This is a genomic window from Shewanella sp. SR43-4, assembly GCF_014163845.1.
Classification (GTDB): domain Bacteria; phylum Pseudomonadota; class Gammaproteobacteria; order Enterobacterales; family Shewanellaceae; genus Shewanella; species Shewanella vesiculosa.
In genome coordinates this window covers 267,404-283,556 of record NZ_JACJEB010000002.1, presented here as the reverse complement: position 1 = coordinate 283,556, position 16,153 = coordinate 267,404, and the positions used below count along the sequence as shown (strand labels likewise).

Genomic DNA, 16,153 nt, shown 5'->3' with positions numbered 1-16,153 from the left:
TTCGATTTATCGACATTCACTTCGATGTCGAGAGTATTTTTTTTACTCTGCTACAACCATAATTGATTTGCTGCAATTAACAATTGGCTATGTCTGAGTGTTAATTCATCTTCATTACGACTATAGCCTCCACCTATAACCGCTGCAAGTGGGATGTTGTGCATTTTTGCGATCGATATGACTTGTTTATCTCTATCGAGAATACCTTGAGTCGAAATAGCAAAGTAGCCAAGGTCATCATGCTGATGAATATCGACTCCAGCATCATAAATGATCAGGTCAGGCTGATGCAGACGAATGAGGTAAGGCAATATTTGTCTTATGTGGTCAAGATAATCACTATCAGTACAGCCTTTATCGAGATCGATGTCGTGATCAGATTGCTGTTTTCTTGATGGAAAATTTTGCGCGCAGTGTATTGAACAACTAATGATGTCTGAGTGACCTTGAGTCAATGTGGCGGTGCCATCACCTTGATGCACGTCGCAATCAAAAATAAGTACTTTATCTGCTTTTTTAGCATCAATGGCCGATCTGGCCGCGATGACTAAGTCATTAAAGATACAAAAACCACTGCCAAAATCGTAATGTGCATGGTGATAGCCACCAGTTAAATGAACCGCTATACCATGCTCAAGCGCTAGCTCAGCACACAAACGAGTTCCATTTACGGCGTGTAAAGTTCGCCTGACTAACTCATTGCTCCACGGGAAGCCGATACGTCTCTGGGCTTTGTGATCTAAGGTGCCATTAATAAATTGTTCTACGTACAGAGGACAATGAATGCCATACAGTATTTCTTTATCAATTGGCGAAGGAGTTTGGCGATACTGCTCAAATAACAATTGATGCTTGAGTGCATGCTGGTACAAATTATGATATTTGCTGGTTGGAAAACGATGGGTGCTAGGCAACGCCAGCTGTGAATAGCTGGCGTGATATACAAAGGGAATATACTTCAAGACTAGAGTTGCTTGATGGCCCAGCCCATAAACTCTTTACGGGTTTTATCATCGGCCTGTAACCACCAATACTGGAGCATTTGTTCTGCTTGGGCTGGGGTGGTTTTTTGAGCCGCTGCTGCAGGCACTGTTGCGATAACTGGTGCACTGATTGTTGTAGCCGATGCAACATCTGATTGAACTGTTACTGTTTGTGTAGGTTGAATACCGCTACCCGTTGCCGAAGCCGATAGGGTTTCAATATCATTTTGGTTTTTTTTGTTAAATAGGCTGGTAATAAATGAGTCTTCAGTAAAATTAGTTTGTTCAACGCTGTAAGTTACAGCCATATTATCTTGACGCTTAATGTTGATTTGTGGTTTTTTTGCAAATGCTTTTGGATTCTTAATCACGTCACCTTGAGCGGGTTGCAATAAGTACTGATGATCGCCATCCACCGTTAAGGTAACAATTAACGGGGTCGATTTTATAAACGTTTGACTATCGCTAAAGGAATCATCGACCACATCATGATAACGAATCGCAATCTTATGGGTGCCATTGGTTAAGGCTAAATCCGATTGGTGATTGAACATGCTCGTTTCAACTTCTGTACCATCAAGTGCAAGGTACTCAAAAGACATTGGGATGGTTAAATTAGCAGCTAATACCGATGATGATGTTAAACATGCCAAAAGCGCACTTGTTGTAAATAAAGATTTCATTGTTTCTCCTTAACGTGGGTAACTTTGGCGAGGTCTTTCAAAAAGTTGAATACGCTCTTCAATATAACTGGTTGCTTGTTTGCATTTCCCTAAGCGACGATGCATTGAAAGGATATCATTTTGCAATTTTATTTTGTCATTACTATGACAGAATTCAAGCGTTGCTTCCATTTGTTGTATTTTTTGCTCTATTTTTTTCGCCCAATTTAAATGTTTATTGAGTTCGGCATAGAGTTGATGGCTATTTTGCATCACATTACTGGCAATCCAGCCAAAACCACTGTCTTGAATAGCTTGTTGTTGTTTTTTGGCATATCGAGCCCGATTACTGGCTTTGCGCTGTTGTTCGGATTTAAGATTGATATCTGTGGTGAGCAATGCTCTGCGCAAGGCACTAAATCTGTCTTGAATACGATTACAACTGAGTTGAATAACATTACCACCCAACTTAAGAAATAGTTGTTTTTCAAGTTGTTTAATGTCTTGGCGCAACTGAATGATGCAAGGGCTTAATTGAGCGCCTTGTTGAGCAAACAGTTGACTGTTAAAACGTTCAATGTCGATTAATGATTGCCGTTGTGACGGTGCTAAATTTTGGTCGTGGATCAACGCATCTTGCTCAAGTTGTGCAAGTTGCTGTTTTAACATTGAGACCAATTGTTGGGTGTTCATGCCCAGGCACTCCACGTAAGATGGACCGCTATCGACAATACCATAACAATAAATATTGGTTTAATAAAAGGTATTCCAAATCGAATCGCACTTCTTGCGCCGATAAACGAACCTGCCATCATGCATATCCCCATCCATAAGCCCAGCATCCATTGCACTTGCCCCATTGATGCAAAAATGATTAATGCCGTGATGTTACTCACGGCTGTCATGACTCGTGCTAATCCACAACTCTGCAGAAGAGGCAGCTTATACAGCGAAATAGACGATACCGTCCAAAAAGCACCAATACCTGGGCCGGCAAAACCATCATAGCCACCTAAAATAAATCCTTGGCTAATTTGTTTGTACTTAGATGAGCTAAATTTTGGCGCGGGTATATTTTCTTGGCCCATCGCTTTGGGGCTAAATAAAGTATATATCGCGATACTAATAATGAGCAGTGGCAATATTTTATCTAACCATTGTGGGTCAATCAAAAACACTAAGCCACAACCCGCTATCGATCCAATAAGGGTAGCAAAAAAGCACGTTCTCCATAATGCGGGGGTAAACAATTGTTTTTTGTAGAAGGTGTAACTTGAGGTAAAGGAGCCAAAACAAGCTGCCAACTTATTTGTTCCTAACGCTAGATGAGGTGGAATACCTACAGTCAGTAATGCAGGAATAGAAAGCAGCCCACCACCACCAACAATAGCATCAATAAAACCAGCAATAATACTGATGACCGCTAATACAGCCCAGTGGCTAGGGTCTAATAATAAATCCAACTCAATACCTATTCAATGACACGTCTAAAAGGAGGAAGGGCATCAATTAATGATTTGCCATAACGTTTAGTGACTAAACGACGATCTAAAATGGTCACACGACCATAATCTTGTTCTTTTCGTAGCAGTCGGCCACAACTTTGGACTAATTTACGTGAAGCATCAGGAATTGTCAGCTGTAAAAATGGATTACCGCCTTTTACTTTTAAGTATTCCGCGTGAGCTTGTTCAACCGGTGATGTCGGCACTGCAAATGGCAACTTTGTAATGATGAGATTTGTTAAATAATCACCGGGTAAATCAAGACCTTCAGAAAAACTGCCCGTGCCGAAAATAATACTCGGTAAGCCTTCATCACAGCGCTTTTTATGTTGTTCTAATATTTGTTGACGTGGAATAGCGCCTTGCACAAAAAGTTGCTCTTTAGAAATTTTTCCTTCAACTAATTCAACCACTTTGTCCATTTGCCAGTAGGAAGCAAACAGCACTAAGGTGGCCATTTCACCATCGATTAATGTCACAATATGCTGTGCCAGTTCTGCAGTGTAATTATCGTCGGTAGGTTCATTAACCATTTGAGGAATAAATAAGGTGGCATTATTTTCATAATCAAAAGGAGACAGTAAAGCTAAAAAACGACTGCCATCGTTGATTGATAATCCAATTTGGTGAGCAAAATGGTTAAAGCTATTTAATGCCCGCAGTGTGGCACTGCACAATACGACTCCAGCGGCTTTTTGCCACAGCATGGACTCAAGCATAAAGCCGACTTCTATAGGCGATGAACAAAATAGATAATCTTGCTGTTTGCCTGTTATTAATTCAGCCCAACGTGCCATTGGTGCGCCTTTTTTGCTGTCCTCTTTGGCCATCATTTTCCATAACTTATGTAAGTTATCTAGTCTTTGTAAGATGAAGCCTGTTTCAGACAGCAAACCTTCAGATTGATGCTTAGGGACTTCTCCATCCTTGATGGCTTCATTTAATACAGAAACGACTTTATTAAACTGCTTTACAGCAGAACCCGATGCCGTGGCCAGGTTTTCTGCCTGTATTAATAATGATGGCGGTAATTTGCCATGTTCAAACCGAAGCCGAGATTCAGGATTGGCAAATAGCTGCGGCTGAGTATCACAATAATGAGCCACTTGGGTGAGTAAATTAGTTAAATCTGTGGTGTGATCAAGCATCGCTTGCACTGGGGCAATAATATGGGTGGTTTTGAGCTGATTCTGCAGCTTAGAACAGGTCTTTGAGGCCTTTTCTAACCAATCACATGCTCCTCGCAATGTGGCTTGAGCACTGGAAAAGTCTCTTGCGACAATGGGGAGATGGTGAGCTTCGTCGATGACATAAAACATGTCTTCCGGTTCAGGTAAAATGACGCCACCACCAAGCTCTAAATCGGCAAATAATAGACTGTGGTTAACAATTAACACATCCCATGTGTCGACGTCTTCACGGGCTTTATGAAATGGACAATTATGGTGCGCCGATACTTGACGGTGGCAACTGTGTTTGTCACAACAAATTTGTTGCCATAAAAAATCAGGGATAGGGTGCTTTAAAGTATCGATTTCACCATTCCAACGTTTTTGGTGGAAATCTTGATGTAGCTTTTGTAATTCATTAATTTGACTTTGATCGGGCTTGGTTTGCCACATAGCAATTTGCGAGCTGTCTTGTGCGCCGATCATAGCTTCAAGCTTGGCTAAACAGACATAGCGTTGACGGCCTTTTACCAGACCAAATTTAAAATCAATACCGGATTGCTGTAAAAAATATGGCAAGTCTTTATGCAGTAATTGTTCTTGAAGTGCTACGGTTGCAGTGGCAATGCAGACTTTCTTTTTCGTGGCAACGGCTAAAGGAATAGCGCCTAAAATGTAGGACAAGGATTTACCAATACCAGTACCCGCTTCAACCACAATAATCCGACGGTCTTTGTCATATTCACCTGCTAACGTTTTAGATATTTCCGCTACCATATAGTTTTGCTCGCGACGCGAGCGAAATTGCGGCATTGATGTGGCAATTTCTTTATAAATGGTACGAATTTGACTTTTTATCTTATCCGGTAGCATAGGAAGTATGATTTCTACATAGACTGAATTATGCTGTACATAATAACAGTGAATTAGCATGCCACGAAGTAATAAATCAAATTGAGTAAACTGGTGCAGGAATTCAAACCCGAAGTAAAGCCAACAGATAACCCGGCTACTGATCATAATGTTCAGGGACAAGTATTAACGCGCCATGCGATTTATCGACATGGGCAATTAGTCTTGCAATATTATATTAAAACCGCTCAGGGGCCTGTGCTAGCAGAGCTTTATCACAGTGAGGTGATATGTTTCTGTCGTCAGCAAGATGTTGATCTATTGAGCCAAAAAGTCGGTTTAGTCCTTAAAGCGGAATCAATATCACTGATGAGTTTTGCCCATGAACCGATTAGTGCATTGTATCTAAAGTCTAATACCCAGCTAAAATTAGTCAGTCGCATTGCTCAAGATATCGGTATTACCTTATTTGAAACCGATATCAGGCCAGAACAACGCTTTCTTATTGAGCGCTTTATCGCTTTAGACATTGAGTGTGTTGGTCGTTATCAAGATATGTATTCCGCTTCATCAATGCCAGTGTTATCGATTAATCGTGCCAGAAAAATACCTGCAGACCAAGTGGTTAGCATACCGCTTAAGATGATTTCGTTAGATTTTGAATGCAGCTTTGCAGGAGAGTTATATTCTGTTGGTTTGTATGGCCGCGAATATCAATGTGTGTTTATGGTTGGCGAGCCGCAAGCGGATTGTCATCAATTTATTACTTGGGTTAAAGATGAAGTTGAGCTGATACAGCGATTAATTGCGTGGTTTAGTGAATATGACCCCGATATTATTATCGGTTGGGCAGTGGTCACCTTCGATTTAGCCTTACTGTATAAACGTTGCGTATTACATAACATCCCTTTAATCATTGGCCGTGGAAATACCGAGTTAAGCTGGAAAGTAGCCGAAAAATATCGACCAGAAACCTTATCGCTCCCAGGACGAGTGGTGTTGGATGGCATTGATTGGCTTAAAGCGGCTTTTTATCAATTTGATAGCTTTTCGTTAGAGTCTGTATCGCGACAATTATTGGCAGAAGGAAAAGCCATTGACCATGTTGAAAATCGTGGTCAGGAAATTACCCATTTATTTGAACAAGATAAAAATGCGCTGGCTTTTTATAATATTACCGATTGTCGCTTAGTCTGGGATATTTTTGAAAAAACTCAGTTATTAGACTTCGCACTTGAACGTGCCAAGTTAACCGGTTTGGAATTTGGCCGTGTTGGCGCATCAATTGCGGCATTTTATCACTTGTATCTTCCTCACCTACATCGAAGTGGGTTTGTGGCACCAGCACATCCTGCCAGTAATGGTTTAGAGAGTCCTGGTGGCTATGTTATGTCCTCTATCCCTGGCTATTATAAAGATGTTTTAGTATTAGATTTTAAAAGTCTATACCCATCGATAATCAGAACATTTCTGATTGATCCTAAAGGATTGGTCGAAGGCATGTATATAAATGATGTCACAGGTGACACAAACACAGTAGCAGGGTATTTAGGGGCTCATTTTAGTCGTAACTCGCCTATTTTACCGGCACTGGTTGCTAGTCTTGCAGAACAAAGAGAGTTAGCCAAAAGTGATAAAAATGCGCCTTTATCGCAAGCAATAAAAATTATTATGAACTCCTTATATGGAGTGCTCGGCTCTCGAGGTTGTGTTTTTCATGATGCAAAATTAGCCAGTTCAATTACCATGCGCGGTCATCAAATTATGAAACTGACTAAACAGTGGATAGAAGAGTGCGGTTATCAGGTGATTTATGGTGACACCGATTCCACTTTTGTGTGGTTAGGCGATAATCATGGCATTACCGATATTCAAGCTGTGGGTAAGCACCTGTCGGTATCGATTACTCAGCGTTGGCTTCAATGGTGCACGCAAGAATATCAATTAGACAGTTATCTCGAACTCGAATTTGAAACACATTTCGAACAGTTTATTATGCCCACACTAAGAGGCTCAGATGAAGGCAGTAAAAAACGCTATGTTGGTGCTGTATTAAATGAGGCTCAACAATTGGAATTAACCTTTAAAGGTATGGAGCAGGTAAGAAGCGATTGGAGTCCCATTGCCCGTAGGATGCAATACCATTTGTACGAACTGTTTTTTAAAGGCGAAGATGTGATTGATTACTTAACCAATGAGCTGGCAGCAATTAATCATGGAGCCAGAGACAATGAACTGATTTTTACAAAGCGCTTAAGACGTAATGTCGAAGACTATACCGCAAAATCATCACCTCATGTGAAAGCAGCTAAACAGCTTGCCGATATTCTAGGAGACAAAAACGTTACCCGAAAAGGCCAAAAAATCCGCTATGTCATGACCCTAACGGGAGCACAGGCCATTGAAGCTAAACCGACTAATATTGATTATGAATATTACATCAGTAAACAAATTCAACCCATCGCAGAACCCATCCTGCAACTTTGTGGGCATTCTTTTGACTCACTGGTAAATAATCAACTGCTATTACTTTAATCTATTCATCTCAAATATTAGCTTGTCGCCACAAGACAACAGCATGCTTTTAGCTGGAATGGTTAAGTACTCTTCCATAAGAGAGATTAGGCTTTTTACATTTATCAAAAGTAATCCAGTTGATGAAATGTTAAATTATTATCAACATATCTCTTTTTATTAGTCGATAAGATTTTTATATTTGCTCCAAGTGATGAAAAAAGCTTACTTCGAACAAATGGTAAATTAAAACATAATGTTAACTTTCTCTATTTAGATTTAGCAAAGCCTTACTTAAAAAGCCGTCAAACCTAGTCTGTTGTTTTTTATAGTAAAAAAAACACCCTGTTCATAATTGTTAACAGTTGCTTTTGTTACATTTGATTAACTTTTGTGCTTACGGTTCATCAGTTGTTGATTAGTTGTTTCAAATGTGATTTTATTGCATCTGTAATTGGGTGGTTGTGATTGTTTTCTGTTGCATCCTCTCATTGAACTAACAACTAAAAAGTTGTTAGCATTATAAGAAAGACATAAAAAAGTCCAGGGAGATAGACAATGCATAAGAACGTATTAGCTAAATCAGTGCGCTTAGCACTGATCAGTGGTGCAGCAGCAGCTGCATTCGCTTCACCAGCAGTTTTTGCTGCTGATGAAGATGGCGCAAAAGTAGAACGTATTGAGGTTACTGGATCGCGCATTAAGCGTTCTGACCTTGAAGGCGCTTCACCAATTACGACTATTACAACTGAAGATATGAAGATGGAAGGTAACTTTACAGTTGCTGACGCACTTCGTAACAGTAACTTGAACTCTTTCGGTTCATTCTCTGAGCGTTCAGGTAGTTCTGCACAATCTCAAGCAACGATCGATTTACGTGGTGCAGGCTCAAGCCGTACTCTAGTACTTATCGATGGTAAGCGTTTCCCAGGTTCACCTACTCTAGGTGGTGCATCTGCTAACTTGAACGCTATTCCAATGGCCGCAGTAGAACGTATTGACATTCTGACTGACGGTGCATCTTCTACTTATGGTTCTGACGCGATTGCTGGTGTTGTTAACATCATCATGAAGAAGAATTATCAAGGTATCGAATTCAACGTTGGCGGTGGTTCTCGTGACCAAGACGGCGGATTAACAAGTAAAGAATTCTCTGTTGTTGCTGGTTATCAAATGGACAAAGGTAACATTACTTTCTCGTTTGACCACCAGGATCGTAAAGGTATTTCTGACGCTGACCGTCCATACACTGCAGCGAGCATGACAGATTTCAACGGCGACGGTGAAATCCAAGCTTATGAAGAAACTTCAGGTTGGAGTATTTATGGTGCAACTGTAGCTGCTCCAGATTTCTCTACTGCACAAGCATCATTATTATGTAATGACTTAGAAGCACAGTATGGTTCAGATGTATTCCAAACTGTTAAAGCTGACAATGATTGGGGTGGAGCTGGCTCTACTTATTGTATGTATGCTTTTGCTAACGTTTCTTATAACAAAGCATCTACAGAGCGTAATACTGTTTATGTTGATGCTAACTATGAAATTGCAGAAGACATTGAATGGTTTGGCCGTGTGATGGTTACTGCTGGTAACTCATTTGGTCGTTATGCGCCTCCAGCAGCAGCTTGGAATAGCATGGCAGCAGACAACCCACATAATCCATATGGTGAAGAAACCACTGGCTATTTCCGTTGGGTTGGTATCGGTACTCGTGACGGTAACGTTGACGATTACAACCAAGATTATTTAACTGGTTTGCGTGGTACGATTAGTGCACTAAACGATGCTGAGTGGGAATTTTACTACCACCACAACATCGCCGATAACAAGTCTATCGGTGAGTACTACTTAAGCTATGCTGGTCTAGCTTATAACCAAGCAAATGATATTGATTTAGGCTCTGAAGCTGGTATCAATAACATGAAAACCACAACCTTAACACAAGGTCGTGCTACATTTGATCAATACAGTGCTGGTATTGGTTTTGACGCGTTCGAACTACCAGGTGGTGCTGTTGCACATTACGTTGGTATGGAATATTTCGACCAACAATATAGCGAAGTGTATGACGCTCAGTCAGAAGCTGGCTTAGTTGGTGGTAGTGCTGGTAACTCTGCTGGTGGCGATCGTCAAGTATGGGCAATGTTCTATGAAGCGGTATTACCGTTAACAGATGACATTGAATTAAACCTTGCAGCTCGTTACGATGATTACAGTGATTTTGGTGATAACGTAGCACCAAAAGCTTCTGTTCGCTGGCAAGCTCTTGATAACGTTGTAGTACGTGCATCTTACTCTGAAGCGTTCCGTGCGCCTTCATTAGATCAGTTGTATGCAGCAACAACATTCAGTGCTGATACAGGTACCGATTATCCGTTCTGTGAATCTGCAGGTATCTCTGATGCAGATTGTAGTTCAAAACAGTATGATACTTATATTCGTGCTAACGATAGCCTAGGTCCTGAAACATCTAAGTATACTAACCTAGGTGTTGCATGGGATATCGTTGATGATATCGGTGTTAAGGTCGATTACTTTAACTTAAAAATTGATGACGTAATCAGTCGTCGTACAATTACCAACGTTATGCGTGGTATTGGTGCTGGTACTCTAGCAGAAAATGACACTTTCTATGTTAAACGTGCTCCAAATGGCGTTGATGGTTCATTAGGACGTGCTTTAGAAGTTGGTACTGGTTATGGTAACGGTGACAAATTAGAAATTACTGGTATTGACGTCGCGCTTAACGCTAAGTTTGAAACGGCAATTGGTGATATCGGCTTCAACTGGAACAACAGTTTCGTGCTAGATTATATCCAAGAAGTTGAAGGTGGTTCTGAAGCCGTTGACATCGCTGGTTGGAATGGTTCACCTGACTACAAGTCTAACTTTACCACTAACTACAGCATGGGCGATCACAGATTCTCATGGAACATGAGCTACACAGCATCTACTTATGAAGATGATGATACTGGCCATTTAGATTCTTGGTTAATCCACAATATCAGCTACGTGTATGATGCAGGTAACTATGGTTCATTGTTATTAGGTGTTAACAACCTAACAGATGAAGATCCAGTACTGAGTTCTGTTGGAATATACGAAAACCCTGATCTATATAACAACTACGGTCGTGAATACCGTGCAAGTTATACTCTTAAGTTCTAATATTTAATTAGACATAAGACAAGAGAGGCTCCTTCGGGAGCCTTTTTATTTAGTTTATATTTACCCATGGTATTTTTGGCTTAGCTGTTTAACTCATAATGGAAAATAATTCAGATATCAATATTATTCCTTGTGAGTATATTTATGTGAAGGTTAGGTATCGTTGGCTTGAGTTAAACTCATTTTTATCAATTTATCTCATCCTGAGTTGAGATAATTAAGCAATACATTGTCATTAATTAAGGAGAATCAATGAATAATCACTGGAGTGAATATTGGCAGCAAGGACACACCACGTCATTCGGTGAGGCTTTATCTGGTAATTATGACGGCATATTGAAAAGTGTGTGGAAACCGATTTTTAATGGTTTAACTGAAAAATTTTTAGTTGTCGATGTTGGTACTGGTAATGGCTCATTACCTCTGTTACTTCGCGATGAATTATTAACCAGTGAATTAACCGGTAAGGTTGTTGGTGTCGATTTAGCAGAAGTTAGTTTAGCTAGCTCTGAAAACCAAAATAATCATAATATTGATATCGCCTTGATGTCTAATACTCGCTGTGAACAGCTCCCATTTGAGGCAAACTCCGTAGACCTTTATATATCCCAATTTGGTTTTGAGTATTCAAATGTCGAAAAATCTCTTCAAGAAGCAAATAGAGTCATAAAAAGTGATGGTCAGTTTGTTATTGTGTTTCACCATAAACGTTCGATGATCCTCAATCGAAACCGAAGAATTTTGAATTTAATACAGAAAAAAGAAGTCAATTTGCTTATAGAGTGTTTAGTCAAAATGGCTAATGCAATGGGCAATGTCAATAATTCGAAAGATGTTGATCGTATTAAAAAAGATCCACAATGTGAGAGCGTTAGAACAGAAATCAATCAATTGATTAAATCGCTAGTAATGTTTGATGACGCGGCAGCTCAAGATTGCGAGTTGATGCGCTTTGTGGCTCAATTTTTTAAAAATGGATTATTCTGGCCTGTTACAAAAAAGTTAGAGTTTATTGAATTTATTACAATACAAATGGATACGTTAAAATTACGTTTAACTGAATTGGTTGATGCATCTTTTGATGAATCAAAGTTAGCTATTTTTTTGGAAAAACTACAGCTCAATAATATGACGTTAAATGAACTTAAAATACTTAAGAATGATCAAGATGAAGTATTAGCTTGGTATTTGCATGCTTCAAAATTATTTTCATAATTAGAAAAAAGGTGAGGTTACAATAAAGTAACTTGGCCATTACTTTGTAAGCTATTGAATAAAAACAAATAAAAATTATCCCTTAACACTTAATTACTACATAATCATCTTGCACATGTTTAATTATTAACCTTTCATCAACATTCGCTCCTATAACGGCTCTTTCTACTAGTTTTTAAACTTTTCAAATGTTGACATAGGTCAACATTTTGTGGAATGATGCTAATGGGTCTGCGCCTTAATAGGTGCAGAAAAAGGAAGAAAAACTAACAATCACAAGAAAAAGACGTACTTAGTTGAAGTAACATTGATCACAATTTTAGATCATCGCTATTTCACAAAGTTGAACTTTTTAATTCACTTCAAATTGGTTGGGAACTATGTCCAAGGTAAGCAATAGAACAAAAATCGCTACTGCACTTGTTGGCGCTCTGGCTTTAGCTAGTAGCAACTTCGTTGTTGCAGATCCTCTAGCTGACGTTCAAAAAGCGGATAGTAGCCTTAATGCTGCTTCTGCTGCGTCACAACAGAAAGTCGACAAATATTTTGACCAAGCACAAGACATGCTTTTTGAGTATGGCAGCGTAGCTGATGAGCGTGAATCATTGAAAGCATACAATGATTACGTTGCAGGCTTGGTAGCTGATCAACAAAATTCACTTGATTTAATTCAAACTGATATCAATGGCGTTGATAAACTTCGTCAAGGTGTTGTGCCATTAATGTTTAAAATGGTCGATGCTCTAGAACAGTTTGTTAATTTAGATTTACCTTTTAATACGGAAGTTCGTCAGAACCGTGTTAAAAATCTAAAAGATATTCTTAATACTGCAGAAGTTACATTGGCAGAGAAATATCGTCTAATCCTTGATGCTTATAGCATTGAGCGTGAGTATGGTAATTTCGTTGCTGTACATACCGGTAAGCTAAGCCTTGACGGCAAAGAAGTGCTAGTTGATTTCTTTAATTTAGGCCGCGTTGCACTTTACGCACAAAGCTTAGATCAAAAAATAGCATGGATGTACGATGCTGATGCTAAGTCTTGGAACAAGTTAGACGACAGCTATCTACGCGACATTACTAAAGGTATCCGTATTGCTCGTAAGCAAGGCGCATTAGACCTATTCGCATTACCAATTCCTGCTGCGGAGACTGCACAATAATGAAGAAGTTAATTACATCAGTGCTAGTGGCTGCAACTTTCTCTTTAACGGCTGGTATGGTTTCTGCTGCAGATGCACCAAAAACCATTGATCAACTATTACAACAAGTTAAAGTTGATCGCGCTAATGAAGGCAAAACAAACGCTAAGCGTGAACAAGAGTTTCAAGCTGAACGTGGTGATAAAGCTGAATTACTTAAGCGCGAGAAAAATGCCCTTGCTGCTGAAAAGCAACGTGGTAAAGATTTAAACCAAGCATTTTTAGATAACGAGCGTAAAATTGCTCAGTTAGAAGAAGACTTAAAAACCGCACAAGGTGACTTAGGTGAGATGTTTGGTGTTGTTAAAGGTGAAGCCGGTGATTTCGCTGGTAAGCTAGCAGCATCTAACATTAGTGCTCAGTATCCAGGTCGCGATGCTTTTATTGCTGAACTTGGTGCGCGTAAGTCACTACCTAAAATTGAAGAGTTAGAGCAGTTTTGGGAAGCTCAGCTTTTTGAAATGGTTCAATCTGGTAAAGTTGTTAAATTCCAAGGTGACGTTACCGCGATCGATGGCAATGTTGAGACCACTTCTATTCACCGTGTAGGTCCTTTCAACTTAACTGCTGATGGTAAATATGTTGTTTACAAGCCAGAACTTGGTTTAATTCAACAGCTATCACAACAGCCAGAAGGTTACCAAGTTAGCGCAGTTGGTACATGGGAAGACACCACTTCAGGTGTAGCTCCTTTCTATATCGATCCTGCTCGTGGCGTGTTATTGAATATTTTCACTAACAAAGCTAGCTTAGAAGATCGTTTAGAAGCCGGTGGAACTATTGGTTATATCATTCTTGCTTTATTAGCATTGGGTGCATTAATTGCTATTGAGCGTCTAGTGACTCTTACTATCATTGGCGGAAAAGTTAACAGCCAACGTAAGAACATCGAGAAGCCTGGTAATAACGCTTTAGGTCGCATCTTAAAAGTGTATCAATCAAACAAAGATGTTGATGTTGAAACACTTGAGCTGAAACTTGATGAAGCGATATTAAAAGAAACACCTGCTTTAGAAGCGCGTATTTCTATCATCAAAGTTATCGCAGCTATTGCTCCTATGATGGGTCTATTGGGTACTGTTACCGGTATGATCGCAACCTTCCAATCAATTCAATTATTCGGTACTGGTGACCCTAAATTGATGGCTGGTGGTATTTCAATGGCGCTTATTACGACTGTTCAAGGTCTTATCGCTGCATTGCCTCTAATGTTATTACATGCAATCGTAGTGGCTCGTAGCAAGTCTATTGTTCAAGTTCTTGAAGAACAAAGTGCTGGTATCATTGCAGAACATGCTGAGAAGAGGGCTGACTAATGATGCTAATCCTGATGGACGTATGGGATTCCGTCAGGGGCTTCATGGCCTCCGGAGGCGATGTCCTCTGGCTGGTTGCAGCTGTGCTATTCCTAATGTGGGTGTTAATGCTTGAGCGTTACTGGTATCTCAACTGGATATCACCAAAACAACATCAAGCCGTTATCGCGTCATGGGAAGCAAGAGAAGAAACGACTTCTTGGCATGCTCACCGTATCCGTGAAGCTTGGTTATCCCAAGCGAAGCAAGATTTGAATGCACGTATGCTGTTAATCAAAACCTTAGTAGCCATTTGTCCAATGATTGGTTTATTAGGTACTGTAACCGGTATGATTTCAGTATTCGATGTGATGGCAGTTCAGGGGACGAGTAATGCTCGTTTAATGGCCGCTGGTATCTCTATGGCCACTATGCCAACTATGGCAGGAATGGTTGCAGCTCTATCGGGTGTATTCTTTAGCACTCGTTTAGACTCAAAAATGAGAATCAGTTTAGAAAAGCTAAAAGACAGCATGCCTCACCACTAGAGAGAGATTGAACATGGCACGTAAGAAGCATTCCAGTATGGAAGAGGAAGCGCAGATTGATATGACCCCGATGCTAGACATCGTGTTTATCATGCTGATCTTCTTCATTGTAACAACATCGTTTGTTAAGCCATCAGGCTTAGACTACAACAAGCCTAAAGCGTCACAGGCTACGTCTAAACCATCGGCAAACATCTTTATTGGCATCAGCAAAACTGGCGTCATTATGATGGAAAACCGTCAGGTTGATATCGAGCGTGTAACTGCAAACGTAGAGCGTATGTTAGCGGAAGCACCAGAAGCAGCTGTATTGATTCAAGCAGACAAAGACGCTTTACATGGTTTAGTCGTTAAAGTGCTTGATAATGTTAAAGCTGCCGGTATTGACAAAATTTCAGTATCAGCGGGGAATGAGTAATATGCTAAGAGCACTCGTATCAATAATCATTGGTGCTGCAGTGACTTTTGGGCTGTTTGCTTTCATGGCTTTCCTAGTCGGCGGTGGCGCACAACGCAACGGCGACTCAGTGGAATCCCCTGTTATTGAAATTACGATGGATAAACAGGATTCGAAGGCACAGAAAAAACCAAGGGTTACACCTAAGCCACCTCCACCACCGGAGCAGCCACCGAAGCCGGATACTACTCCGCCAGATTCATCAACTAATATTGACACTAATATGGCGTTCAATATGGGTGGTATCGAAGCTGGTGGACCAAGTACAGGTTTTAAACTTGGCAATATGATGACCCGTGATGGTGATGCTACCCCTATCGTTCGTATTGAGCCACAGTATCCAATTGCTGCTGCTCGTGATGGTAAAGAAGGTTATGTTCAACTTTCATTTACGATTAACGAACTTGGTGGTGTTGATGATGTTTCTGTCATCCAGGCTGAACCTAAACGTTTATTCGATCGCGAAGCGATTCGCGCATTGAAGAAATGGAAATATAAGCCAAAGATCGTTGATGGCAAGCCATTAAAACAAACCGGTATGACAGTTCAGCTTGACTTCACACTAGAGAAAGGGAGGTAG

General features: G+C 40.2%; 13 protein-coding genes. 8 read left to right on the top strand and 5 right to left on the bottom strand.

Annotated elements, in window-relative coordinates:
* Positions 1-50: 50 nt before the first annotated feature.
* The 5 genes from H5123_RS03510 to dinG are packed head-to-tail and all read right to left on the bottom strand — an operon-like array spanning position 51 to position 5,192.
* Positions 51-962: a histone deacetylase gene (locus H5123_RS03510; protein WP_124016381.1), complete on the bottom strand. Its 912-nt coding sequence runs from the start codon at positions 960-962 to the stop codon at positions 51-53.
* A gap of 2 nt (positions 963-964) precedes the next feature.
* Positions 965-1,666: a DUF2057 domain-containing protein gene (locus H5123_RS03505; RefSeq protein WP_182697042.1), complete on the bottom strand. Its 702-nt coding sequence runs from the start codon at positions 1,664-1,666 to the stop codon at positions 965-967.
* 9 nt (positions 1,667-1,675) lie between these two features.
* Positions 1,676-2,338 carry a primosomal replication protein gene (locus tag H5123_RS03500; protein ID WP_124016383.1) on the bottom strand — a complete coding sequence of 221 codons (663 nt, stop codon included), beginning with the start codon at positions 2,336-2,338 and terminating at the stop codon, positions 1,676-1,678.
* Positions 2,335-3,108: a TSUP family transporter gene (locus H5123_RS03495; RefSeq protein WP_182697041.1), complete on the bottom strand. Its 774-nt coding sequence runs from the start codon at positions 3,106-3,108 to the stop codon at positions 2,335-2,337. The genes H5123_RS03500 and H5123_RS03495 overlap by 4 nt, the downstream gene beginning before the upstream one ends.
* 8 nt (positions 3,109-3,116) lie before the next feature.
* Positions 3,117-5,192: an ATP-dependent DNA helicase DinG gene (dinG, locus tag H5123_RS03490; protein WP_182697040.1), complete on the bottom strand. Its 2,076-nt coding sequence runs from the start codon at positions 5,190-5,192 to the stop codon at positions 3,117-3,119.
* Positions 5,193-5,285: 93 nt separating this feature from the next.
* Here dinG and H5123_RS03485 point away from each other — a divergent pair, with 93 nt between their 5' ends.
* The 8 genes from H5123_RS03485 (at position 5,286) to H5123_RS03450 (ending at position 16,153) form a co-directional block, all read left to right on the top strand.
* Positions 5,286-7,706, top strand: a complete 2,421-nt coding sequence (locus H5123_RS03485; protein ID WP_182697039.1) for a DNA polymerase II — start codon at positions 5,286-5,288, stop codon at positions 7,704-7,706.
* A 537-nt stretch (positions 7,707-8,243) separates the two neighbouring features.
* Complete coding sequence (locus tag H5123_RS03480) at positions 8,244-10,856, top strand: TonB-dependent receptor domain-containing protein (protein ID WP_182697038.1); 2,613 nt, start codon at positions 8,244-8,246, stop codon at positions 10,854-10,856.
* Between the two features lie 252 nt (positions 10,857-11,108).
* Positions 11,109-12,071 (top strand): class I SAM-dependent methyltransferase, encoded by a 963-nt coding sequence (locus tag H5123_RS03475; protein ID WP_182697037.1) that lies wholly within the window; start codon positions 11,109-11,111, stop codon positions 12,069-12,071.
* A 380-nt stretch (positions 12,072-12,451) separates the two neighbouring features.
* Entirely contained in the window at positions 12,452-13,234 is a 783-nt protein-coding gene (locus H5123_RS03470; protein WP_124016389.1) for a DUF3450 domain-containing protein, read from the top strand.
* Complete coding sequence (locus H5123_RS03465; protein ID WP_124016390.1) at positions 13,234-14,589, top strand: MotA/TolQ/ExbB proton channel family protein; 1,356 nt, start codon at positions 13,234-13,236, stop codon at positions 14,587-14,589. Before H5123_RS03470 ends, H5123_RS03465 begins: the two co-directional genes overlap by 1 nt.
* The gene (locus H5123_RS03460; RefSeq protein ID WP_124016391.1) at positions 14,589-15,116 is read left to right on the top strand and encodes a MotA/TolQ/ExbB proton channel family protein; all 528 of its coding nucleotides are present in this window, start codon (positions 14,589-14,591) and stop codon (positions 15,114-15,116) included. The genes H5123_RS03465 and H5123_RS03460 overlap by 1 nt, the downstream gene beginning before the upstream one ends.
* Positions 15,117-15,129: 13 nt before the next feature.
* Positions 15,130-15,534, top strand: a complete 405-nt coding sequence (locus H5123_RS03455) for a biopolymer transporter ExbD (RefSeq protein ID WP_124016392.1) — start codon at positions 15,130-15,132, stop codon at positions 15,532-15,534.
* A 1-nt stretch (position 15,535) separates the two neighbouring features.
* A complete protein-coding gene (locus H5123_RS03450) occupies positions 15,536-16,153 on the top strand; it encodes an energy transducer TonB (protein WP_124016530.1) in 618 nt (205 codons plus the stop codon).